We start from the raw sequence: 22,948 nt of genomic DNA, 5'->3' as shown, positions 1-22,948 counted from the left end.
TTCCACAAAGATGCCGACGCAGCCGGCCGTGACGACCTTGCGGGTCTGCTTGCTGCTGAGCCGCTCTTGGTGCGGCTGGGCCGCATGCGTAGAGGTGGACATGGCTTTCCTTACTTAAAGGGGATGGTAACAAGGGTTTGACGCTGGGGCGAGGGTGTTTAGCTTCCTGCTGCCGGCGCGAGCCGGGGCCAGCCTGGTTGGTTGCCGTAGTGGTTGCTTGGTTGGCTGCCGTAGTGGTTGCCTGGTTGGTTGCCGACGCCCAGGAGGGCGAAGACGGTACTGATGGTGGAGCGGAGTGTTTCCAGTTCCCGCAGCGCTGCGCGGTGCTTCGCTGTCGCTTCGGGGACGGAAGTTTTGCGGAAGGTGATCTTGTGGCCGGGGCGGGCCTGGGCAAGGACGTCCAGCGAGCGGCTGGTGACCACTGCCAGGACGGGGTAGCCGGCGGTGACCCCGCGCCCCCGGTGCAGCACCAGGAGCTCCTCACGGGAGGGCACCTCGATGGCGCCCACCGGGACGCCGCGGGACAGTACCTCGGCCGTGGACTGGCGTTCGGGAAGTGCCCCGCCCAGCCGCAGGCCGATGTGGTTGCTCCGGGCGCTGACGGTGTAGTCGGTGTTGTAAAGCAGCTCCGCAGTGTCGCCGAATTCGTCCACATCGGGTCCGTCCGTTACTTCCACCACGGCTGTGCTGGTGAACTCGGGCCGGGTGAGCCCCAGGCGGAAGAGGGGAAGGTCGAAGTATGGCTGGCGGATGGGCGGGACGCTGCGGAAAGTCTTCAGTTCCGTGCCTTCCGTGAGCCTCAGGCCAAAGCCGACGACGGTGTCCGGCGCGCAGCTGCCCAGCAGGACGGGCGCCTCCACTGAGCCGTGGACGGCGATGTAGGCGCGGAGGCCGCCGTCGATCCTTCGGATCGCCACTGTCTCCCCCACCCGCACGGACACCGGCTCCCACTGCTGGCACTCGCGCCCGCCCACCGAGAGGTGCAGGGGCGCGCCGGTGACGGCGATTAGGAGGTCCGTGGTGGCCCGCATGCGGAAGTCCAGCGCGGTGATTTCCAGCAGCGGGGCGTTGTCCGCGTTGCCGGCAAGGATGTTGGCTGCGCGGGCCGAGAACTGGTCCAGGGCGCCGTTCACCGGCAGCCCGAAGCGGGGTCCGCGGAAGCGTCCCAGGTCCGTGACCACGGAGTTGCCAGGCTGCTGGATGACCAGGCTCATGGTGCTGCCTCCAGTTTCCTGCCGGCGTACAACGCGAACTCTTCGGCCTGGATCCGGTGGAAGCGCAGGGTGTCGCCGGGGACGTAGGGCACCAGCGGTTCTGCGGTTACGTCGAGGACGGTGAGCGGAGTCTGGCCGATAACGCACCAGCCGCCCGGGGCTGCGGCCGGGGCAATGACTGCCTGCCGGCCGGCTACCGAGACGGCGCCTGCGGGCACGGACAACCGGGGGTCCTTCAGGCGGGGCACGGGGAAGGGAAAATCGGGACCGTCCATCATGGGCGAGCCGGCCGGGGCGCCGAGGCAGCGGATCACGTAGGACTTGGTGGTGTGAAGCCCGATGATGTCCTCGACGGAGAGCCGCTGCTGTTCGGCAACGCGCTCCAGGTCCGGGCCGTAGTCGCCGCCGTACACCACCGGGACTTGGAATTCCCGGGGCGCACGCGCCGGGGCACCGGTGAATTCGAGCTGGCGCAGTCCGAGCATCACAAAGGCCCAGACCTGGCGGGCTGAGGTGACGCCGGGATCGAATTCCACGAGCAGGGAGTCGTAGGTGGGCACTGCACCGTGAACGCCGTCGGCACCGGCCGCGTCCAGCCACCCGGCGAGGGCGTGGACGGTAGCCCAGTTGGCTTCCCGGTCCGGGGAGGACGCGACGACGCGCAGTGCGGCGTCCCCGGATTCGAACACCTCCACCGGAGGCTGTGTTGGAGTTGGAGTGGCGGGCATGTCAGGCGGCTTTCACTTTGGCGGCGAGGACCTGGGCGAGCGGGGCGATGGTGACGCCGGCGCGTTCCAGTTCAGCGCGGACCTGGCGGGCCAGTTGGACGGCGCCCGGGGTGTCCCCGTGCAGCAGGATGGTGTCGGCAATGATCGGGAGGTCTGTTCCGGCGGCGGTTTCGATGACGCCTTCGCAGACCATGCGGATGGTGCGGTCAACGATGGCTGAGGGATCGTGGATGACGGCGCCGGGGCGGCTGCGCGGCACCAGGGTGCCGTCCGCTTCATAGGCGCGGTCTGCGATGCCCACGATGCCCACGGGGAGCCGGCGGGCTGCGGCGGCGTCGGCGAGTTCGCCGTCCTGGGCAAGGACAATGAGGCCCGGGTTGATGCGGGCAGCCGCGTCAGCCACGGCTTCTGCATAGTCGGGGCGGGTTGCCACGAGATTCCCGAGGCGGCCGTGCGGGGCAAGGTGGACGACGCCGGCACCGTGGTAGGCGGCGAAGGCGCTGAGGGCTCCGAACTGGTACAGGATGTCGTTGCGGACTTCGTCCGCGGTGAGGTCCATGGCGCGGCGGCCGAAGCCCCGGAGGTCCGGGAAGCTCGGGTGGGCGCCGATGCTGACGCCGCGGCGCACGCATTCGGCCACAGTGGCGTTCATGATGTCCGGGTCTCCGGCGTGGAAGCCGCAGGCGATGTTGGCGCTGGACACCACTTCGAGCAGGGCCGCGTCGTCGCCCATCGAGTAGGCGCCGAAGCCTTCTCCGAGATCTGCCACGAGATCAACTGTGGGTCCCATGTGAGCCCTCCTTTGGGGTGTTGGCGCAGCGCTGTGCCGCGGCGCAGCGCCTGATGCCTGAAGCGGAAGTGGTGGGGACCGGCCCTTGGGGCGTCGATCCCGTTGCCCGGGAAGCCGGGCTTGTAGGAAAAAGTCTGACACCGGGAGTTTGATCACACAAAGACGTAATCCATGTCACGGGATAGGCGGGGGTTATGACCGCGGGACTGTGCCATGCAGAGTTCATATGCCACTTCCTCCTCAAAAGGCCTATGGCCCGGCAATGGGGGTTATCGATCGTCTTCAAGGTAAGTGCCACAGATTTCAGGAATGTTAAAAGAAATGGCTTGGAGGAGTTAACAAGATACTTATGCAAAATGCATCTGACGCCATCGGGAAATTGCATGATTGGCCGGGGGTAGAATGATTGATTAGTGAATTAGCGTTCCGGACAGGGATGTCCTGGACAGCGATGTTCTGGACAGTGATGTTCCGGACAGCGACGATCTGCACAAGGAGAGGGCGGCCATGGATACGCGAAAGCTTGCGTACTTTGTCCAGATCGTGGATTCGGGAAGCATCACCAAGGCTGCCGCGGCGCTGCATGTAGCCCAGCCGGCGCTGAGCCAGCAGGTCTCGGCCCTGGAGACAGACCTGAAGCAGCGGTTGTTGATCCGCAGCAAGCAGGGCGTGGTGCCAACTGCCGCAGGGCACACCTTGTACCGGCACGCACAATCCATCCTGCGCCTCGTGGACCAGGCACGGCAGGACGTCGCCAAGTCCGGGGCTGCCCCTTCCGGCCGCGTGTCCATCGCCATCGCGCCCTACAGCATGGCTTCCAGCCTGACTCCGCGGATCATCAGCGAAGTCGCGCGCAGGTACCCGGACATCGTCCTGCACGTGACGGAGATCTACGGCGGCGTCCTCAGCGAGGCCATCAAGAACGGCCGGCTGGACATGGCGCTCATCTACGAGCCGGGCCCCATCCGCGGGGTGCTGTTCACCACCATGATCGTGGAGGATCTCCACTTTGTGGTCAACGCCAACCGGGAGGGCGTCCAGCACGCGGACGGCGAGATCTCCCTGGAAGAAGTGGCGCGCCACGGGCTCTTCCTGCCCGAACAGATCCACACGCTTCGCCAGGCTGTACAGGCCGGGCTTACCAGCAAGGGCCTTGAGCTGCGACTGGCGGGCGAGGTGGAATCCGTTCCGTCCCTCGCCCGGCTGCTGCGCGCTGACCTGGGTGCCACCATCATGCCCAAGTCAGCAGCGGATGCCCTGTTCCACGAGGAGGACTTCAACGTCCTGCGGATCGTGGACCCTGCCCTCCAGTGCAAAATCGCCCTGTGCACCCCGGACCACGATCCCCTCTCCGAAGCGGCGTCCGCGGTCCTGCTGGTCCTGAAGGAAATGCTTCAGGAAATGCTCAACAATAAGTACGCCCGCTAGTTTCCATAGCACCTGCTTATTGGGTCACGCAGCATTGGTCTTAGCGCCACTTCACCCTGAATCCTAAAATTAATTCAAGGCCGGAAATTATGGCCGATCCATTCTTTGAAGGATTAATGGGAGAACGCCGTGAAAAAGATAGATACGTTGCGGAGAATTAGCGGTAAGGGCCTGGGCCTGATGGCCAAAACTGGATTCCACTGCCCGGCAAATGGATTCTGGCGCCCCGAGGACCGCTCGATGGACCCAATCTTCGTCTTCGAAGGCAGCCTCATGCCCGCAGGCCGGGGCGGGTGCACCGTCTGGCTCCTGGAAGACGCTATGTTCGGGCCTCCGGAGTACCCGCTTCCAGCACGCTAGAAGCTCCTCGGGGGAATCCTGCCATGTCCGTCTGGCCTGCTTCCGCAGGCCTGCCTCTTCCGTCTGGCCTGCCTTCCCCTATCCAGACCTTCCTTTTCCGTATCCGGCCCCGTTCCAAACTGCGGTTGCTGCCCACTCGGGCGCTGGCTCCCCAACTGGACAATGGCGCGCATCCGGGTCATCACGTTCCAGCCCCTCCCTCAAGGAATGTCAGACCCCCTTGTGATGATTGATACATGGGTAAAGCGGCGGTGGCGAAGGCGTTTGAGGACATCAAGGCCGCTCTTGCCGTGCTCAATGCCGAGGCGGAGGGGTGTGGTGCGGAGCCGTTCTCGGCTGCTGATCCACTGGCAGGTTTGGGTGATGGGTGCCTGGACATTCTCGCCGGGGCGCGGGTGGCGGAGGCCGGGATCGCTGCTGTGAAGGCCCGGGCTGCCGTGACGTATGCGGACACTGCCCAGGCCATTGCGCCGCCGGACATGCCGGTGCAGGCGCTGGAAATGGCTGTCGCCGCGGAAATCGGCGCCCTCCTGGCCCTCGGGCCCCGGGCCGCGGGTGTGTTCCTGGCCGCGTCCCACGCGGTGTCCAAGGAGTTGCCGCTGGCGTTCTCGGCGTTGCAGGCCGGGACGATCACCTGGCCGCACGCCCTGGTCATGGTGGAGGAAACGGCCGGCCTTGACCCCGCCGGTGCGGCGGCACTGGAGGCGCAGTTCCTGGACCCGGAGGTGCCCCGGCCGCCTACGGCCGCCCCCATCGGGGAGCTGCCGGCCTACCGGTTCCGTACCAAGGCCAGGACCTGGCGGGAACGCCACCACCCCGAATCCATCGAAAAGCGCCACGCCAAGGGTGTGGCGGACCGGCGGGTGGAATACCGGCCGGACCGTGACGGGATGGCCTGGCTGTCCGCCTGCCTGCCCGCGGACCAGGCGATGGCGGGCTGGAACCGGCTCACCGCCCTCGCCCGCGGAATGCAAGGACCCAACGAGCCCCGCACCCTTACCCAGTTGAAGGCCGACACCTTCGCCGAGGCGATCCTTGGCACCGGCAACAACGCCAGGTCTGCCGGTGCAGGCGGTGACGACTCCGGTGCGGCGGCTGGCCCGTCATCGCGGATCCAGGCGCAGGTGCTGGTCACCGTGCCGGTATTCTCCCTCGAGGGCATGGCTGATGAGCCCGCCATGCTGGACGGGTATGGTCCGATCCCGCCTTCGATGGCCCGCAGGCTCGTTGCTGAAGGTGCCGGTTCGTTCTACCGGGTGCTGGTGGACCCCAGGGACGGGGCGCCGCTGGAGATCGGCCGCACCCGCTACCGGCTCACCAAAGCCATGAAAAGAGCACTGCAACTCAGGGACGGAAAATGCACCTTCCCCGGCTGCAACAACCCCTCCCTCGACAACGACACCGACCACCTTCACGCCTGGCAACACGGCGGAACCACTGGGATCAGCAACCTGGCCCAGCTCTGCCCGAAACACCACCGCCTCAAACACGCCACCGGATGGACGCCCACCCCTGCCACCCAAAACGAACCACCAGGCTGGACCTCACCCACCGGCCGCCACTACAAAGCCGAACACCACGACTGGGAACCACCACACTGGCCTGCCCAACTACAGTCCGCGACTGGCGATCCGCCGGATTTTATCTACCTTGGGCTCTCCCCAGGCGAACAAGAACTCGAGTGGTTCCTGCATGCCCCGCCCGCCTGACGAACCGCCGGGCTTCGGGTTTCGGGTTGCTCAACCACCGGGTCAATCCTGCCCAGCCACCGGGTATCGGGTTTCGGGTTTCGCTCCCCAACTGCCCCTAACCTCGCAACCTCGGTCAGGGAACCCGGCGGCCGTGTCCCTCGGCTCACCCACCGGCTCAATCGTCAAACCTCAACCATCAGGATGCAGCAGTGCGGCCGCCGCAGGACTAGCCCGCGGCGGCTGCACTGCTGCTGCCCTGTTGGAATTCCCAGGCTCCTAGGCCTGCTCGACCAGCAGCCCCTTGGCCTTCAACACGTCCGTCAGGTTGCACAGGTCGATGGTGGTCCCGCCATCCTTGTACAAGCTGATGAGTTCACGCTCGGCGTCATCGCGTTCCTGGGAAAGGCGGATCACTTCCTCGATCTCGTCCCTGCGGACCACTACAACACCGTCGGCGTCTCCGCGCAGGACGTCGCCCGGGTAGATGATTTCGTCGCCGAAGACCACCGGGTGGTTGATGGGCCCAATGGTCTCTTTAACGGTGCCTTTGATGGACACACTGCCGGAGAAGACGGGCAGTCCGAGCTCAATCAGGTCCTGGGTATCGCGGACGCCGGAGTCGGTCACCAGGCCGGCCAGACCCTTGGCTTTCATGGCGTTGCCGAGGACGTCGCCAAAGGTTCCGGCTTCCTCGTACTCCCCCGCCGCGGCCAGGACCACATCGCCGGGCTGGGCGTAATGGATGGCCACCTGCAGCATGAGGTTGTCGCGGGGCGCACAGCGGACGGTGGTGGCCGGGCCGCAGAAGGACATGGACCTGTCGATGGGCTTGATGCGGGAGCTGAGCGCGCCCTTGCGTCCCTGTGCCTCGTGGATGGTGGCGGACGAGAACTTCGCGAGCCGGCTGACGGCGTCGGCGCTGGGGCGGTCGATGTTGGTCTTGACGTGGATCACGGCGTTTTTCCTTTGGTGGGTTGGGTCAGTTGAGGGCCTGGACGGCCTTGTCGATGGCAGCGATGGATTCCTCGATGATGTCCAGGCTGGTGGCGTAGGAGATCCGGAAGTAGGGGCCCAGTCCGTAAGCGGAGCCTTGGATGACGGCTACGGAGGCGGCCTCGAGCAGGTAGAGCGTCAAGTCCTGGTCGTCGCGGATCACAGTTCCGTCCGGCGTCGTCCTGCCAATAACCCCCGCACAGTTGACGTAGGCGTAGAAGGCGCCTTCCGGCGTCGTGCATGACAACCCGTCGACGGCGTTCAGGGCGGCCACTGCCGTATCCCGCCGCTTGCGGTACACCTCGAGGCTGTCCCGGACGAAGCCCTGGTCGCCGGTGAGGGCCGCGGCGGCGGCGGCCTGGCTCACGGAGGAGGGGCAGGAGGAGATCTGCGACTGCAGCTTGTTGATGGCGGCGATCACCGGCGCCGGTCCGGCCGCGTACCCCAGCCGCCAGCCGGTCATGGCGTAGGCCTTGGACACCCCGTTGACGGCGAGGATGCGGTCCTTCAGTTCGGGGGCCACCTCCACCAGGCTGCCGAGCTTTCCTTCGCCGAAGTAGATCTGGTCGTAGATCTCGTCGGTGAGGACGTAAACGTGCGGGAAACCGGCCAGGACATCAGCGAGCGCCCGCAGTTCGGCCGGAGAGTAGACGGCGCCGGTGGGGTTGGACGGCGCGTTGAGGATGACCCACTTCGTGCGCCCGGTCAGGGCACCAGCCAGGGCTTCGGGCGTGAGCTTGAAGCCGACGTCCTCGCCGCAGGGAACCACCACCGGGGTGCCGTCATTGGCCAGCACCATGTCCGGGTAGGAGACCCAGTAGGGGGCGGGGACGATCACTTCGTCGCCGGCGTCGAGGGAGGCCATAAACGCGGTGAAGATGACCTGTTTCGCGCCGCCGCCGATGGTGATCTCGGCCGGGGTGTACTGAAGGGCGGTCCGCTGCGCCAGGGTCTGGAGGATGGCCTTCTGGAGGGCAGGGGTACCGGTGACGGAGGTGTACTTGGTCTCACCGCGGTTGATCGCTTCGACGGCGGCGGCCTTGATGTGCTCCGGGGTGTCGAAGTCCGGCTCGCCCACGGTGAGGTCCAGGATGCGGCGCCCTTCCGCTTTCAGTTCGCGCACCCGGGCCGCGGCAGCCACGCTGGCGGAGGACTTGATGCGGGATACCCGCACTGCAGGGACAAATTCAGGCATGGTCTCTTCCTAGGGAGTCAGGAGGGAGCGGTACTCGTTTCCTTCGACACTAGGGAAATCCGGACGGTCTGGATAAGACCAATACTGCGTGGACGGATAAGCGTCCCTTATGGCTGGCAGACCCACAGTTTTCGGCTATGGGTCCACTCACTATTGGTATTTCCGCCATGCATCCGTCACTGCCTAGCCTCGTAGGTGGCCCATCCGGAAGTACCCAACCGAGGAGTGATCTTGGCGGTTATGCACCATGGCGACGTCGGCTACTACCGCTACCGGGGAGCACTCAAGCCTGACAAAGCTGCGCTCCAGGCGGAGAAAATCCGGACGCTGCTGAAGGCGAACCGGCAGCGGCTGGCGTTCAACGCGAGCAGCAGCCGTCCCGTTTCCGCCAGGCTGAACCAGCATGTTGCGCAGGCGCTCCGGGACGGTATGAAGGTTACCCGCCTCGCCGACGCTGCCGGCCTCTCCCGCTGGACCATCCGCACCATCGGCCTGACATATGACGACCTGCTGCCCTCCGGCCGGCCCGCAGAACAACAGCTCGCCGCCATCGCAAGCCTGAAGTCCGAGCTCGCCGAACTCGAGGAATCGCGGGCCGCACTGGAGGCCCGGCGGCTGAACCTCCTTGCCGCCGCCCACAGGCTTGGCGTGATGGACGAGTTCGAACTCGCCGCGCTCAGCGGACTCCAAAGCGACGCCATCCGCAAAATGACCTGGGGCAGCAAGTCCAAGTTCTCTAGACTGGCTCCTGAACGCCAAGTGACGGATACCAGTAAAGGAGCAAAGCATGAGTGGAGTAGTAGTTGTAGGTGTTGACGGCAGCCAGTCTGCAAGGAAGGCCGCTGAGGCTGCGCGGGACCTGGCGGCCTCGCTGGGAGCGTCGCTGCACATCGTCACCGCGTTCGAGACTGAGACCGCCGAAACGTTCGGCGTCGGGTCCGACCAGGTGCGGATTTCCAACGCGGACAGCGCCGGACTTGTAGCGAACGAGCTGGGCAGGTCGGGGCAGCGCGTTGAGATCACGCACTCGGCCGCCCGCGGCAAGCCGGCTGATGCCCTGATCAAGGAAGCAATCCGCCTGGACGCGAAGGTCATCGTGGTGGGCAACCGCAGGATGCGCGGCATCGGCCGGCTCCTGGGCAGCGTCGCCAACAGCGTGGCCCACAACGCCCCCTGCGACGTGTACATCGCCAACACCTACGACGACTAACGGCTTCGGGTTTTTGTCCAGATATGCAGGGCTAATAAGCCTTTAAGCCTGCATATCTGGACAAAAACTCCAGTAGCCGGGTCAAAAGTCTGTTGGCGGACGACGGCGGGACCTCCCGCCGTCGTCCGCTTGCGTTTAATGCCCACTTGCGTTTAACGCCCACTCCAGGGAGCCCGCTGCCGCAATGACTGCTACGTTGCGGCTTCCGCCTCCGCCAGCGTGATCATGCGGATCTCCTCGGCAACGGCGTGCGAGGGCCAGTGGCTGTTGGCTATGTCCCGGGCCCGGTGATGGTCGCCATCGGCGAACAGCCGCTCCAGCAGCCCCGTCACGTGCAGCAGTCCGATGAGGGCCATGGTTCGAGCATCGGATGTTCCGCCGCCAAGTCCGGCCCCAATTTCCTTGAGGAGCGCCGCCTTCGGGGCGTGGTCCTGCTCGGGATAGCGCGTGATCCTGAACAGGCCCAGGCGCTTTTCGCCGACGTGCCTCACGACGCCCCGCTCCGCCAGCTCCTCGTAAATACGATGCACTTCGGCACGGCTTTCCAGGATTGAAACCCAGCGGTGGGGAGTGTGCGGCCTCGATTTATGCCGGATGAGGTCCAGGTGATGCTGAACTTCGGCGGGCACAGGAGTGCCAGTGACCCTGACGTGCTTTCCCTGCAGTTCGATGGCACCGAGCAGATCCAGCTCCGCCAGGATTGCCCCGGCCACCCCGGCCTGGAGAACGGGCTGGGGAACTTCTGCCCCGCCGTCGGCATCGTTTGTTGCCAGAAGGAGGAACGCCTGCGGAAGGCTCAGCTCCCGGGCCTTGGAAGATTCAGCATCCATACCACTATGGTCCCGCGGGAAACGGGCAACCACAACGAGGTTTTACACGCAGGTAACGCAAAACACTGGAAGCAAGCGAAATTGCAGAGTACATTTAATGCAATCGCCCTTGCAGAGTGATCTGCGTTACAGAACAGGTCTTCCTTGAACACGAACGCTGCAGAAGCGGAAACCTTCGCCCTTGAAACCAACGGCAGCAACGGTCCCGGGAACAGCTCCCAGGCATGGCTCGGCGACGCGATCCCGGATGTTCCGCTCACCAAGGCACAAAGCCGGGTAGTGGAGGTCATCACCCGGAACCCGCAGCTCTCCTCCTACGCCGACATCGCGGAAATCGCGCAGCGGGCCGACGTCAACAACTCCACCGTGGTCCGCGCCGCCCAGCACCTTGGCTACCGCGGCTGGCCGGACCTGCAGCGCGAACTCCGCTCGCGCTACCTCGTGATGATTTCCACGGAGGACACGCTCACCGAGCACGGCGAACACCGCAGCCCCCTGCACGACGCACTGAACCATGACATCGAAAACCTGCGGCTGACCCTCGAATCCAACACCGCAGACGAAGCCGAGGCCGCCATTGCGGCGATGGCCGCTGCCAAGTCCATCACCGTCGTCGGGATTGGCTCGTTCGCCGGACCCGCGAGCGTGATGGCCCACCTCGGCTCCACGATGGGGTACCCCATCTCGCTGGAAAACCGCGGCGGTGTCCACCTGGCGTCAAGCACCAACACCCTTGGCGCCGGCGACGTGCTGGTGGTGATCAACATGTGGCGCTCCGTCCGGCAGGTCATCGTGGCCGCCGAAGCCGCCAAAGCTGCCGGGGCCACGGTGGTCGCCATCAGCGATATGCGCCGCGGCCGCCTTGCAGCCGCTGCCAACCACCTGCTGGTGGTGGCCTCGGAGGGCATCTCCTTCTTCCAGTCGGTCACCGCGGCGAACTCGCTGGTCTACGGATTGCTCGCCGGGATGGAGGCAGCCCACCCCGAGCGCAGCCGGGCCGCCATCCGCCGCACCCAGCAGCTGTGGAAAGACCTCGACATCTACCTCGACTGACCGCAATACATCCCAGGAGCACCTCCATGAATGACCAGAACACCCGCCGGATTGCCGTCATCGGACTCGGCGCCATGGGCGGGGCAATGGCCGCCACCCTCCACAAAGCCGGCTGGGACGTCACCGGCTTCGACCCCTCTGACGCGGCCAGGGCTGCCGCGGAAGACGCCGGCATCAAAACGATTGCCAACCTCGCGGATGCTGCCGGGACACCCTATGTTGTGCTCTCCCTTCCCGCCGCCAGCATCGTGGAAACCACCGTGCCCCAACTCCTCAAAGAGCCGGGAACCGTGGCAATTATCGACACCACCACCTCGGAACCGGGCACCAGCAAAACCATGGCCGAACTCGCCCAGGCCCAGGGAGCGGCTTTCGTGGATGCACCCGTCTCCGGCGGCCGCGACGGCGCAGCAACCGGTTCGCTCAGCGCCTTCGTGGGTGCCACGGACGAGGCCCTGGCTGCCGCCGAGCCTGTCCTGCTGGCGCTGACGGGCGGGAAGTACAGCCATATCGGCGGCCCCGGCAGCGGCAACGTGGTCAAACTCCTCAACAACGTGCTGGCAGCGGCCAACCTGGTCTCGGTGGGTGAAGCGCTGGGTGTCGCCAAGGCCTACGGCATCGACCCCGCCACCGCCGCGGCCAGTATCAGCAACGCGTCCGGAGGCAGCAAGGTCTCCGCCAACATGTACCCCAACTGGGTGCTCAGCGGCACCCACGATTCCGGTTTTTCGCTGGGCCTGATGGCCCGGGATGCCGCCCTCGCCGTGAATGTTGCCGCCCGGATCGGCGAAAAGCCCGCACTCCTGGCCGCCGTCGCCAGCCAGTGGCAGGATGCCCTGGCCTCGCTCGGCCCGACGGCTGACTTCACCGAAATCGCCCGGACCGTCGCCCCGGCCATCACTCCCGCCGGAGCACCCAGCACCACACCAAGCGCCGCACCCGGCAACGCTTCAGGCACAGCGGCCGGCACCACTGCCGTCGCCTGATACCCAAACCCCAGCCCCAAAGGAACACCACATTGAGCGTCACTACAGCACCCGCCTCCTCCTCGGCAGCCACAGCTAAAACCGTCCTGGACGCGGCCTTCCCGGCCGGGCTCGGCGCCTTCGTCAACGGCACGGTGGTGACCGGCAGCGGCGAGGCCATCACCCTCACCGCTGCTGCCACCGGGGAAGCCTTCGCCACCTACGCGGACCCCGGTGCCGAGGGCGCCAACGCCATCCTGGAAAGTTCGACGGCGGGCGCCACAGTCTGGGGCGCGATGAACGGCTTCGAGCGGGCCGCCATCCTCCGCAACGTCAGCCGGGCCGTGGAACAGCACGGGGAGGAACTCGCCATCCTCGAATCCGCCACCACCGGCAAGCCCATCCGTGACACACGCGTCGAGGCCGCCAAGGTCGCGGAAATGTTCGGCTACTACGCCGGCTGGGCGGACAAGCTGACCGGACAGACCATCCCGGTCCCGGGCAACTGGCACACCTATACGGAGCGCGTCCCGTGGGGCGTCGTCGCCGCCATCACACCCTGGAACGCTCCCCTGTTTACGGCCGGCTGGAACTCCGCAGCCCCGCTCGCTGCCGGCAACGCCGTGATCATCAAACCCAGCGAATTCACCCCGGCATCATCGGTCCGGCTCGCCCAGCTGACGCACGAAGCCGGGCTGCCGGCGGGCGTCTTCAACGTAGCCGCCGGGTTGGGCCAGACCGTTGGCGCAGCCCTCACCACGGACCCGCGCGTGGGCAAGGTCAGCTTCATCGGCTCCGTCCCCACCGGCCGCCGCGTTGCCGTGGCCGCCGCCCAGGCCGGGATTCCCGCACTGCTGGAGCTCGGCGGCAAAAGCGCCAACATCGTCTTCGCGGACGCAGACCTGGACCGTGCCGCGGACGGCGCCATCTCGGCCATCTTCTCCGGCGCGGGCCAGTCCTGCGTCGCGGGTTCACGGCTGCTGGTGGAGCGCAGCGTCCACGCAGAGTTCGTGGAGCTTGTGGCCGCCAGGGCCGCACGCCTCCGGGTGGGCGACCCGCTCAGCGCGGACACCGAGGTGGGCCCCATCATCACCGCCCGGCAGTTCGCCACCGTCACCACGCTCATTGAGGCAGGAATGCACGACGGCGGCCGCCGCGTCACGGGGGCCGCGTTGCCGGAGTCCCTGGCCGGGTCCGCCCTGGCCGGCGGGCACTGGGTGATGCCCACACTGCTGGACGGCGTCACGCCCGCCAACCGGCTGGAAACCACGGAGGTCTTCGGTCCCGTGGTGGGCGCCGACGCCTTCGACACGGAAGCCGAAGCCATCGCCCGGGCCAACAACACCAACTTCGGCCTGGCCGGTGCCGTCTGGACCTCCGACGTGTCCCGCGCCCACCACGTTGCACGCGAGGTGAAGGCCGGCACGTTCTGGATCAACTCGTACAAAACCATCCACGTGGCAGTTCCGTTCGGCGGCTTCGGCGATTCCGGCCACGGCCGCTCCTCCGGCCCCGGCGTGCTGGACGAATACACGCAGACGAAGGCCATCTGGGTGCCCACCCGCGCGGCCGGATCGCCTTTCCCGTCCCTGTCCTACTAACCCGCCCTGAAACGCCGCACCCAAAGGAAGATGCCCATGGAAATGACCAACCCGTCCCCCGCCCCGGCGGCCCTTCGCGGCGCCCTGGCAGACGGCGTCGACCATTGGAAACCCCGCGTCCAGGCATTGGCGCGGGAAATCCACGCGCTCAAGGAGATTTCCTTCGAGGAGGTGCGCTCAGCCCAGGTGATTGGCGCCCTGCTCGAGGAAGCCGGCTTCCAGGTGGAGCGCGGCACCTCGGGCCTTCCCACCGCCTTCTCGGCGAGCGCAGGAAGCGGCGAACTGACGGTGGCGCTGTGCGTGGAGTACGACGCCCTGCCGGACATCGGCCACGCCTGCGGGCACAACCTGATCGCCGGCGCCTCGGTGGCCGCCGCCCTCGCCCTTCTCCCCCTGGTGGACGAGCTCGGCATCACGCTGAAGGCCATCGGCACTCCCGCCGAGGAGCATGGCGGCGGCAAGGCGCTGATGCTGGAGCGTGGAGCGTTCGACGGCGTCGGGCTGGCCCTGATGGTCCACCCCGTCCAGGACGGGGTCACCTACAACCCCACCGGCACCAGCGCCCAGGCGGTGGGCCGGTACCAGGCGACGTTCACCGGCAAGGCCGCACACGCGGCGGCGGCCCCGCACCAGGGCGTCAACGCGGCCGATGCCGCGGTCCTCAGCCAGGTGGCCATCGGCCTGCTCCGCCAGCAGATCCCCAGCGACCACCGCGTTGCCTGCTTTGTGGCCGAGGCCGGGCACGTCACCAACATCATTCCGGAAAAGGCGGTGGTCCAGTTCGAATGCCGGGCCTTCACCCTGCCGGAATACGACGCCCTGCACCAGAGGGTCCGGAACTGCTTCGAAGGCGCCGCGCTGGCCACCGGCACAACGCTGATCATCGAGGAAGCGGAACCCCTGTACGAACCGCTGCTCCAGGACGACGCCCTCGCAGCGCACTGGACCGACGCGATGGATGCCTTCGGCAAGGACACGTCGCGGTCCTCGGGCCTCAGCGGCGGCTCCACCGACATGGGGAACATCTCCCAGGTCATCCCGTCCCTGCACCCGTGGCTGAGCATCCCGGGTGCGGACGTGCCCATCCACTCGCACGCGTTTGCCGCACTTGCGGACACTCCCGGAGCGTACGCCGTGATGTTCGAGGCAGCCGTTGCGCTGGCCTGGACCGCCGCGGCCGCCGCCTCAACCCCCACCGAACGGGACCGCTTCATCAAAGCTGCGTACCGCCGTCGTACTTTCACGCAGGAAGGCACATCATGAGCACCACCAAAACAGTCCGGGCTGACAAGGCCGGGACCAAGCTGACCATCCCTATCGCCGCCCTGGCCCTGGTGATCGCCGTGGCAGTCCAGTTCATCGGGCAGGCGAAGATCGATGTGGGAATAGGCTCCATCATCATCTTCCCCATGGTGTGGGGCCTCATCCTGGGCCTGCTGGTCTCGATCCAGAAGTTCAAGCCCCTCGGCATCGACCTCCAGCGGGTGGCTGCCGCCCTCGTTGGCGTGGCCGTGCTGCTGCTGGTGGCCCGGCTGGCGTTCAACATCGGTCCGAGCCTGCCCACCCTGCTCAAGGCAGGACCCGCGCTGCTCCTCCAGGAGGTGGGCCACCTGCTCGGCACCATCGTGCTGGCCCTACCCCTGGCTGTGCTGCTGAGGATGGGCAAGGCAACGGTGGGCGCCACGTTCTCGCTTGACCGCGAGCCCTCCTTCGCCATGGTGTCCGAGAAGTACGGCCCGGATTCGGACCAGTACCGCGGCGTGCTGGCCATGTACGTGTTCGGCACACTGTTCGGTGCCGTCTACATCACGCTCCTCACGTCGCTCGTGGCCAACTGGAAGATCTTCGATCCGCTGGCCCTGGCCATGGGCGCCGGCGTGGGGTCCGGCTCCATGATGGCGGCGTCAGCGGCGAGCATCGTTGCCAGCTACCCGGCGGACCAGGAAGCCATCCTGGGCATGGCCGCCGTTTCCAACCTGATCACCACGATCCTGGGTGTTTACGTGGGCATCTACATCGCACTGCCGCTGGCCGACCGGTTCTACAAACTCCTCACCCGCAAGCAGACCGCCCGGGAAGAAGCAGCCGTAACAGCCGGGGCATCCGCCGGCGGCCCGGCCGCACGGACCACTGCCGACATTGACCGCGAGGCCGCCCAGGCGGAGGAAAACCGGCGGTTCCGCGAGCGCGTGGCCGAGTCCGCGGCAGCCATGAAACTGCCGCTCTGGCTGTCCCTCTCGGTGCTCACTGTCCTGGGCATCGCCACGGCATCGGTGGCGGCGAAGGGCTTCAGCCTCAGCATCGTGGGCGGCTACGCGATCATGCTGGTTCTGGTCCTGGTCAGCATCGCGCTGGCGAAGGCCACCCGGAAAATCTCGGCGATCGTTTTTATCACCACCATTGGCGCCTATATTTCCAGCCCATGGTTCTTCGCGGCGGAACCGCTGAATGCCGCGGTCAAAACCGTGGACTTCCTGTCCATCGCCACCGTGATGCTGACGCTGGCAGGCCTGTCGCTGGGCAAGGACATCCCGCTGCTGAAAAACATCGGCTGGAAGATCATCCCCGTGGGCCTGGTGGCGATCACGGCATCGTTCCTGCTCTCCACGGTGATCGCGGAATTCGCCCTGGGACTCTGGCACTGACTCCCCCGCCCACAGAGTTTTTGTCCAGATATGCAGGGCTGGGAAGCCCTTAAGTCTGCATATCTGGACAAAAACTCGGGGTGAGGTGCGGGCCACCTGGATCACTGGTATTGCTCCCGCGCCCGTAGGCTGGAGGAGCCATGCGCCCAACACGGCCAGCGCACTAATCCAGGTTGTTCCCTGCCGTTTCAGGCCCGCACGATTCCTCAGCCGGAAAGGGTCAGACGCTGGTTCTACGTTTCAGCCAGCCCCAAACGGCGGTGGCCACAAACAGGATCAGTCCTATGAATGCCAGCCACAGCAGGCCCTTGATCACGAAGCCCAGGATGGACAGAACAAGCCAAATGATCAGCAGTGTGATGATGAGTCCCATGGGGGAAGCTTAGGCCACCGCAACGGTTCCGCTAACTGGACACGTCCCGCTCAATGTCTTCGGCGAGGTCGTCCACCGCTTCGGGGCGCAGCTTGATTCCCGCCTCATCGAAGCGTTCCTCCAGCACATGGCTGACGTCGTCCTGCACATGGCCCAGGCGGATCTCATCCTTCACGTCTTCGGCGATGCTTTCCGCGGTCTCCACGGCGTCAACCTCCTCCACGCTGTCGTCGTCAAAAGGGGCACCGGTGTCAGCTGAGTCACTCATACTTCATCGTTGCCGGTCGGCGGCGGCCGGTCAATGACGGGAACGGCTTAAAAGCGAGCGGACGACGGCGGTACCTCCCGCCGTCGTCCGCTCCCTTTTTCGAAGGCCTACCCGGCAATCTCCACCTTGACGAAATCCTCCCGGTGGAACATCCGGCGCTCGGACCAGCCGTCCATCAGCACCCAGATGATGGAGCCGTCGGGGGTGGTCCCGTCCACCACGCCGCAGCCGAGCAACTGCCCGTCGCGTGACAGCCGCACCCACTGCCCCGGCGGCAGGGCAGTCCAGGAGACGCGCCGCCAGCTGTGCGGTTCGCTATGTTTCATTGCGCCTACCGCCGGATGACCCTGCGGTTGCGCCACTGCCGATGGCGATCAGCTGTCACGTGCTGCTCCTCGAATCAGTGCTGTCTGGAGTGCTGCAGTGGTTGCCTGCTCCGGTTCCGCGGGGAGTTGATTGCCGGGGACGGACTGCAGGCTGTTGAAGCTGTAAAGGTGGATGCCGGCGATGCTGCCCGGCTGGCTTTCCAGGCTGGCGATCAGGCTGTCCGGCGAGTAGCGGTCGCCGCTGAGGAGTTTGCGGGCCAGCGGGCCTTTGCGGCTGAGGAATTTCAGGGAGCTTCCGACGCCGATCTGCGTGCCGAGTGCCACCAGCTTGGTCCGCGGGACGGCCCCCGCCACGCCCGCCCAGACGGGCAGGTGGACGCCTTCGCCGCGCAGGAACGCGGCGTAGTCGCGGATTTTTTCGGTGGAGAAGCACATCTGGGTGACCACGTGTGCGGCCAGGTGCTGCTTGGCCAGCAGGCCGTCCAGCAGGTCCACCGGGCTGACCGCCGGGTGCCCTTCAGGGTAGCCGGCCACGCCGGCCCGCATGGTGCCACCGGTGTACTGGGCGATGTCTTCGAGGACCGGAAGCGCCGAGCGGTAAACACCGGCCGGCTGTTTCCGGTCTCCCCCAATAACGAAGACTTCGCTGATCCCGGCGGCGCCACAGGCGCGGACAATCCCGGTGAGCTCGGCCGTGCTGCTGATGCTCCGGGCGGCGAGGTGCGGCACCACGGTGTAGCCGGCGTCGCCCAGCTCCACGGCGGTGCGCAGGGTCCGCTCGATGCCGTGGTGCGGCAGGCAGGTCACGCTGAGCGTGGTGGTTCGAGGCACCAGGGCCTGGACCTGCCCAACGATTCCCTGTGAAGGGATAACTTCGATTCTGACGGGGAACATCATTGGTCCTGTCTAAACATCAGGGATTGGATCATCAGCTCTGGCCGGAGGCCGGGTGCCTCACGCCGTGTCGATTACGCCGAAGCGGCGAGCAGTGAGCTGGCTTCCTGGCGGGTGGTTCCGGAGTCCTGGATGCCTTCTGCGATGTGGGCGAGTTCGGCGGGGATGTCCCGGCCTTTCTTCCGCATGGCGGTGGCCCAGAGCCGGCCGGCCCGGTACGAGGAACGCACCAGCGGGCCGGACATGACGCCGAGGAAGCCCAGTTCGGTGGCCTCGTCCTGCAGGTCCACGAACTCCTGCGGCTTGACCCACCGGTCCACCGGCAGGTGCCGCTCGGACGGGCGCAGGTACTGGGTGATGGTGATCAGGTCACACCCGGCCTCGTGCAGGTCCCGCAGCGCTTCGGAAATCTCCTCGCGGGTTTCGCCCATGCCCAGGATCAGGTTGGACTTGGTGACCATGCCCAGGTTCCGGCCCTGCGTGATCACATCCAGGGACCGCTCGTACCGGAACGCCGGCCGGATCCGCTTGAAAATCCGCGGCACCGTCTCCACGTTGTGCGCGAACACCTCCGGCTTCGAATCACAGATCGCGGCGATGTGCTCGGGTTTGCCGGAGAAGTCCGGGATCAGCAGCTCCACCCCGGTGCCCGGGTTCAGCTCGTGGATCTTCCGGACCGTCTCGGCGTACAGCCAGACGCCCTCGTCCGCCAGGTCGTCCCGGGCCACCCCGGTGACGGTGGCGTAGCGCAGCTGCATGGCCTGCACGGACCGCGCCACCTTGGTGGGCTCGAACATATCCACCGGGGAGGGCTTGCCGGTATCGATCTGGCAGAAATCACACCGGCGCGTGCACTCGGACCCGCCGATCAGGAACGTGGCTTCCTTGTCCTCCCAGCACTCAAAAATGTTAGGGCAGCCGGCCTCCTCACACACCGTGTGCAGGCCCTCTTTTTTCACCAGGTTCTTCAGCCCGACGAACTCCGGGCCCATCTGGACCTTGGCCTTAATCCACTCCGGCTTGCGCTCCACCGGAACAGCAGAGTTGCGCTGTTCAACGCGCAAAAGCTTCCGGCCTTCAGGTGCCAATGTCATTTCCGTACTTCCTTCAGCATTCGACGACGTTGACGGCGAGGCCGCCCATGGCCGTTTCCTTGTATTTGGAGCTCATGTCCTTGCCGGTCTCGCGCATGGTCACAATGACCTCGTCCAGCGAGACCCGGTGCGAACCGTCGCCCCAGAGCGCCATCTTCGCGGCGTTGATCGCCTTCGCCGCCGCGATCGCGTTCCGTTCAATGCACGGCACCTGCACCAGCCCGCCGATCGGGTCACACGTCAGGCCCAGGTTGTGCTCCATCGCGATCTCGGCCGCGTTCTCCACCTGCGCCGGGGTCCCGCCCATCACCTCGGCCAGGCCCGCCGCCGCCATCGACGACGCCGAGCCCACCTCGCCCTGGCAACCCACCTCGGCCCCGGAAATGGACGCCTGCTCCTTGTACAACACCCCCACCGCACCAGCGGCAAGCAGGAACTTCACCACCACGTCGTCGCGGTCCTCCTGCGAAGCGTTCTCCATCCCCGGCGCGAAATGCAGCGCGTAAAACAGCACCGCCGGGATGATCCCGGCCGCACCGTTCGTGGGGGCAGTGACAACCCGCCCGCCGGACGCGTTCTCCTCATTGACCGCCAGCGCGATCAGGTTAACCCACTCCTGCCAATACTTCGGGTCATGGAAGTCCTGGTCCTGGCCCTCGCCGTCCGGCCGTGAACTTTCCTTCTTCAACCGGTCATACCAGTCAGGCGCACGACGGCGGACCTTCAGTCCCCCGGGCAACACACCTTCGCGCTTCAGGCTCGTGGCCACGCACTCCTCCATCACCGACCAGATATGCAGCAGGCCCTCGCGGATCTCCCCGGGAGTGCGGCTGTCCTCCTCGTTGATCCGCATCACGTCGCTGATGCCCAGACCGGTTTCCCGGCAGTGCTCCAGCAGTTCAGCAGCCGTGCGGAAGGGCAGCGGCAGTTCCTTCTTGGATTCCTCGAGTTCCTGCTGTGCTGCGTCCTCCTCGCCCTCGCGGACGATGAACCCGCCGCCCACCGAGAAAAACGTTGCCGAGTGCAGGACGTTGCCCTCGGCGTCGGACACCGTGAAGGTCATGCCGTTGGTGTGCCGGGGCAGGACGGTCAGCGGCCGCAGCACCATGTCCTTCACCCCATAGGGCAGCGGGACCGCACCAGCGAGCTGCAGCATGCCGGTTTCTGCGATTGCGGCCAGCCGTTCCTCCACCTCGTCCGGCAGGATCCGCTCCGGGTGGAAGCCTTCCAGCCCCAGCAGGACCGCGGTCATGGTGCCGTGCCCGTGGCCCGTCGCCGCGAGCGAACCGTAAAGGTCCACCCGCAGCGACGCCACGTCCGCGAGCTTGCCCAGGCCTTTGAGCTCCTCCGCAAAAACGGCGGCAGCCCGCATCGGGCCCACAGTGTGGGAACTGGAAGGCCCGATGCCAATGGAAAAGAGGTCAAAGACTCCAACAGCCATGCGCATGTTTCCTAACTGGTTTGAAGGTCAGGAGTTTTTGTCCAGATATGCAGACTTAAACGCCCCCGAACTCGGCTTATCTGGACAAAAACTCCGAGGTTAGGCGAGGTTCTTGATGCCCGGGTAGAGGGGGTGGGCGGCGGCGAGGGCCTCGACGCGGTGACGCAGGCCGGAAAGGTCCGCATCGGCGTCGGCCGTCAAAGCCTCGGCGATGATGTCCGCAACCTCGTGGAAGGCGTCCTCGCCGAACCCGCGGGTGGCCAGCGCGGGCGTGCCGATCCGCAGGCCGGAGGTGACCATCGGCGGGCGGGGGTCGAACGGCACGGCGTTGCGGTTCACCGTGATGTCGATGGCCGCGAGCCGGTCCTCGGCCTGCTGGCCGTCGAGCTCGCAGTTGCGCAGGTCAACGAGGACCAGGTGCACATCGGTGCCGCCGGAGACCACACTGATGCCCTTGGCGCTGACGTCGGGCTGGACCAGGCGCTCGGCCAGGATCCGGGCGCCGGCCAGGACACGCTCCTGGCGCTCCTTGAACTCGGCGGACGCGGCGATCTTGAACGCCACGGCCTTGCCCGCGATCACATGCTCCAGCGGGCCGCCCTGCTGACCCGGGAACACTGCCGAGTTGATCTTCTTGGCGATGCCGGCGTCGTTGGTCAGGATGATGCCGCCGCGCGGACCGGCGAGGGTCTTGTGCGTGGTGGAGGTGGTGACGTGCGCGTGCGGCACCGGCGACGGGTGCAGCCCCGCGGCCACGAGACCGGCGAAGTGCGCCATGTCCACCATCAGGTAGGCGCCCACGGAGTCGGCGATCCGGCGGAACTCGGCGAAGTCCAGCTGCCGGGCGTAGGCGGACCAGCCGGCCACGATCAGCGCCGGCTTGTGCTCCTGGGCCAGGCGCTCCACCTCGGCCATGTCCACTGTGTGGGTGTCCTCGCGGACGCCGTACGGCACCACGTTGTAGAGCTTGCCGGAGAAGTTGATCTTCATGCCGTGGGTCAGGTGTCCGCCGTGGGCCAGGTTCAGGCCCATGATGGTGTCGCCCGGCTTGATCAGCGCGTGCATCACCGAGGCGTTGGCCTGCGCGCCGGAGTGCGGCTGCACGTTGGCGAACTCCGCGCCGAACAGCGCCTTGATCCGGTCGATGGCGAGCTGTTCGACGACGTCCACGTGCTCGCAGCCGCCGTAGTAGCGCTTGCCGGGGTAGCCCTCGGCGTACTTGTTGGTCAGCACCGAGCCCTGCGCCTGCATCACGGCGACGGCGGTGTGGTTCTCGGAGGCGATCATCTCCAGGCCGTCACGCTGGCGCGTGAGTTCATCGTCGATCTTCGCGGCGATCTCGGGGTCCAGTGCGGACAGGTCGGCGTCCAGGGACGGGGAGACTACCTGCTCGAAGGCCGCGGTAGCGGCTGCGGCGCTCACAGCTCGCCGCCATTGGCTGCGGCGTACTCTTCGGCGGACATCAGCGGGCCCTCTTCGGTGACGGCCACCTTGAAGAGCCAACCGGCGCCGTAGGGATCGTTGTTGATCAGGGCGGGATCGGAGACCACTTCGTCGTTGATCTCCACCACTTCTCCCGTGACGGGTGCGTAGAGGTCGGAGACGGACTTGGTGGATTCCACCTCGCCGCAGGTCTCCCCCGCGGTCACCGTGGAGCCAACCTCGGGCAGGTCCACGTACACGATGTCGCCCAGGGCTTCGGCAGCCACAGCGGAGATCCCGACGCCGGTCGGCCCGGAGCCGTCAACAGCAACCCACTCGTGCTCGGCCGAGTATTTAAGTTCAGCAACAACTTTTGCCATGTGTATTTCCTTAGTTAGGTGTGTGAAAAGTGAGAGAGCGTTTAGTT

The 22,948-nt window shown here is 66.1% G+C and carries 23 protein-coding genes; 9 read left to right on the top strand and 14 right to left on the bottom strand.

Going from position 1 to position 22,948, the window contains the following annotated elements; genetic code table 11:
- Positions 1–158: 158 nt before the first annotated feature.
- Genes ARTSIC4J27_RS02450 through ARTSIC4J27_RS02440 form a run of 3 tightly spaced genes read right to left on the bottom strand, consistent with a single transcriptional unit; the run spans position 159 to position 2,732 of the window.
- Entirely contained in the window at positions 159–1,214 is a 1,056-nt protein-coding gene (locus tag ARTSIC4J27_RS02450) for a 5-oxoprolinase subunit C family protein (RefSeq protein WP_083435278.1), read from the bottom strand.
- The gene (locus ARTSIC4J27_RS02445) at positions 1,211–1,942 is read right to left on the bottom strand and encodes a 5-oxoprolinase subunit B family protein (protein WP_050053626.1); all 732 of its coding nucleotides are present in this window, start codon (positions 1,940–1,942) and stop codon (positions 1,211–1,213) included. Before ARTSIC4J27_RS02445 ends, ARTSIC4J27_RS02450 begins: the two co-directional genes overlap by 4 nt.
- A 1-nt stretch (position 1,943) precedes the next feature.
- Positions 1,944–2,732, bottom strand: coding sequence for a LamB/YcsF family protein (locus ARTSIC4J27_RS02440; RefSeq protein ID WP_050053625.1), 789 nt, complete (start codon positions 2,730–2,732; stop codon positions 1,944–1,946).
- A gap of 507 nt (positions 2,733–3,239) precedes the next feature.
- On the opposite strand from ARTSIC4J27_RS02440, the gene ARTSIC4J27_RS02435 reads away from it, so the two are divergent.
- A complete protein-coding gene (locus tag ARTSIC4J27_RS02435; RefSeq protein WP_050053624.1) occupies positions 3,240–4,160 on the top strand; it encodes a LysR substrate-binding domain-containing protein in 921 nt (306 codons plus the stop codon).
- Positions 4,161–4,756: 596 nt separating this feature from the next.
- Complete coding sequence (locus ARTSIC4J27_RS02425) at positions 4,757–6,229, top strand: HNH endonuclease signature motif containing protein (protein ID WP_050053622.1); 1,473 nt, start codon at positions 4,757–4,759, stop codon at positions 6,227–6,229.
- A 258-nt stretch (positions 6,230–6,487) separates the two neighbouring features.
- Here ARTSIC4J27_RS02425 and ARTSIC4J27_RS02420 read toward each other — a convergent pair whose 3' ends face one another.
- A complete protein-coding gene (locus ARTSIC4J27_RS02420) occupies positions 6,488–7,165 on the bottom strand; it encodes a 4-carboxy-4-hydroxy-2-oxoadipate aldolase/oxaloacetate decarboxylase (protein WP_050053621.1) in 678 nt (225 codons plus the stop codon).
- 25 nt (positions 7,166–7,190) lie between these two features.
- Positions 7,191–8,399, bottom strand: coding sequence for an aspartate transaminase (locus ARTSIC4J27_RS02415; RefSeq protein ID WP_050053620.1), 1,209 nt, complete (start codon positions 8,397–8,399; stop codon positions 7,191–7,193).
- Positions 8,400–8,639: 240 nt separating this feature from the next.
- Here ARTSIC4J27_RS02415 and ARTSIC4J27_RS02410 point away from each other — a divergent pair, with 240 nt between their 5' ends.
- Together ARTSIC4J27_RS02410 and ARTSIC4J27_RS02405 are read left to right on the top strand one after the other, a co-directional pair.
- The gene (locus ARTSIC4J27_RS02410) at positions 8,640–9,215 is read left to right on the top strand and encodes a hypothetical protein (RefSeq protein ID WP_235436496.1); all 576 of its coding nucleotides are present in this window, start codon (positions 8,640–8,642) and stop codon (positions 9,213–9,215) included.
- Complete coding sequence (locus tag ARTSIC4J27_RS02405; RefSeq protein WP_050053619.1) at positions 9,187–9,609, top strand: universal stress protein; 423 nt, start codon at positions 9,187–9,189, stop codon at positions 9,607–9,609. Before ARTSIC4J27_RS02410 ends, ARTSIC4J27_RS02405 begins: the two co-directional genes overlap by 29 nt.
- Positions 9,610–9,800: 191 nt before the next feature.
- On the opposite strand, the gene ARTSIC4J27_RS02400 is transcribed toward ARTSIC4J27_RS02405, so the two are convergent.
- A complete protein-coding gene (locus ARTSIC4J27_RS02400) occupies positions 9,801–10,439 on the bottom strand; it encodes a GOLPH3/VPS74 family protein (protein WP_050053618.1) in 639 nt (212 codons plus the stop codon).
- A gap of 144 nt (positions 10,440–10,583) precedes the next feature.
- Here ARTSIC4J27_RS02400 and ARTSIC4J27_RS02395 point away from each other — a divergent pair, with 144 nt between their 5' ends.
- From ARTSIC4J27_RS02395 to ARTSIC4J27_RS02375, 5 genes are read left to right on the top strand one after another with little or no spacing between them, the layout of a single operon-like run.
- Complete coding sequence (locus ARTSIC4J27_RS02395) at positions 10,584–11,492, top strand: MurR/RpiR family transcriptional regulator (protein ID WP_050053617.1); 909 nt, start codon at positions 10,584–10,586, stop codon at positions 11,490–11,492.
- A 26-nt stretch (positions 11,493–11,518) separates the two neighbouring features.
- A complete protein-coding gene (locus ARTSIC4J27_RS02390; RefSeq protein ID WP_050053616.1) occupies positions 11,519–12,478 on the top strand; it encodes an NAD(P)-dependent oxidoreductase in 960 nt (319 codons plus the stop codon).
- Between the two features lie 32 nt (positions 12,479–12,510).
- The gene (locus ARTSIC4J27_RS02385) at positions 12,511–14,058 is read left to right on the top strand and encodes an aldehyde dehydrogenase family protein (RefSeq protein WP_050053615.1); all 1,548 of its coding nucleotides are present in this window, start codon (positions 12,511–12,513) and stop codon (positions 14,056–14,058) included.
- Between the two features lie 36 nt (positions 14,059–14,094).
- The gene (locus tag ARTSIC4J27_RS02380) at positions 14,095–15,321 is read left to right on the top strand and encodes an amidohydrolase (protein ID WP_050053614.1); all 1,227 of its coding nucleotides are present in this window, start codon (positions 14,095–14,097) and stop codon (positions 15,319–15,321) included.
- Positions 15,318–16,703 carry a DUF3100 domain-containing protein gene (locus ARTSIC4J27_RS02375; RefSeq protein WP_050053613.1) on the top strand — a complete coding sequence of 462 codons (1,386 nt, stop codon included), beginning with the start codon at positions 15,318–15,320 and terminating at the stop codon, positions 16,701–16,703. Before ARTSIC4J27_RS02380 ends, ARTSIC4J27_RS02375 begins: the two co-directional genes overlap by 4 nt.
- Positions 16,704–16,923: 220 nt before the next feature.
- On the opposite strand, the gene ARTSIC4J27_RS22890 is transcribed toward ARTSIC4J27_RS02375, so the two are convergent.
- The 8 genes from ARTSIC4J27_RS22890 to gcvH all read right to left on the bottom strand — a co-directional run bounded on the left by ARTSIC4J27_RS22890 (position 16,924) and on the right by gcvH (position 22,901).
- On the bottom strand, positions 16,924–17,076 hold the full coding sequence (locus ARTSIC4J27_RS22890; RefSeq protein WP_167344656.1) for a hypothetical protein: 153 nt from the start codon (positions 17,074–17,076) through the stop codon (positions 16,924–16,926).
- Positions 17,077–17,107: 31 nt separating this feature from the next.
- Positions 17,108–17,344 carry a hypothetical protein gene (locus ARTSIC4J27_RS02370; protein ID WP_050053612.1) on the bottom strand — a complete coding sequence of 79 codons (237 nt, stop codon included), beginning with the start codon at positions 17,342–17,344 and terminating at the stop codon, positions 17,108–17,110.
- A gap of 107 nt (positions 17,345–17,451) precedes the next feature.
- Positions 17,452–17,670 carry a hypothetical protein gene (locus ARTSIC4J27_RS02365; RefSeq protein ID WP_050053611.1) on the bottom strand — a complete coding sequence of 73 codons (219 nt, stop codon included), beginning with the start codon at positions 17,668–17,670 and terminating at the stop codon, positions 17,452–17,454.
- Positions 17,671–17,718: 48 nt separating this feature from the next.
- Positions 17,719–18,567 carry a methylenetetrahydrofolate reductase gene (locus tag ARTSIC4J27_RS02360; RefSeq protein WP_083435277.1) on the bottom strand — a complete coding sequence of 283 codons (849 nt, stop codon included), beginning with the start codon at positions 18,565–18,567 and terminating at the stop codon, positions 17,719–17,721.
- A gap of 71 nt (positions 18,568–18,638) precedes the next feature.
- Positions 18,639–19,658, bottom strand: a complete 1,020-nt coding sequence (lipA, locus tag ARTSIC4J27_RS02355; protein ID WP_050053610.1) for a lipoyl synthase — start codon at positions 19,656–19,658, stop codon at positions 18,639–18,641.
- A gap of 13 nt (positions 19,659–19,671) precedes the next feature.
- Positions 19,672–21,099 (bottom strand): L-serine ammonia-lyase, encoded by a 1,428-nt coding sequence (locus tag ARTSIC4J27_RS02350; protein ID WP_050053609.1) that lies wholly within the window; start codon positions 21,097–21,099, stop codon positions 19,672–19,674.
- A gap of 99 nt (positions 21,100–21,198) precedes the next feature.
- On the bottom strand, positions 21,199–22,521 hold the full coding sequence (glyA, locus tag ARTSIC4J27_RS02345) for a serine hydroxymethyltransferase (protein ID WP_050053608.1): 1,323 nt from the start codon (positions 22,519–22,521) through the stop codon (positions 21,199–21,201).
- Positions 22,518–22,901, bottom strand: a complete 384-nt coding sequence (gcvH, locus tag ARTSIC4J27_RS02340) for a glycine cleavage system protein GcvH (protein WP_050053607.1) — start codon at positions 22,899–22,901, stop codon at positions 22,518–22,520. The genes glyA and gcvH overlap by 4 nt, the downstream gene beginning before the upstream one ends.
- Positions 22,902–22,948 lie beyond the last annotated feature (47 nt).

The sequence above is a fragment of the Pseudarthrobacter siccitolerans genome (genome assembly GCF_001046895.1).
GTDB classification, from domain to species: Bacteria; Actinomycetota; Actinomycetes; order Actinomycetales; family Micrococcaceae; genus Arthrobacter; species Arthrobacter siccitolerans.
Note: the sequence above shows the minus strand (reverse complement) of the source record. Positions and strands in the feature narration are given on the sequence as shown.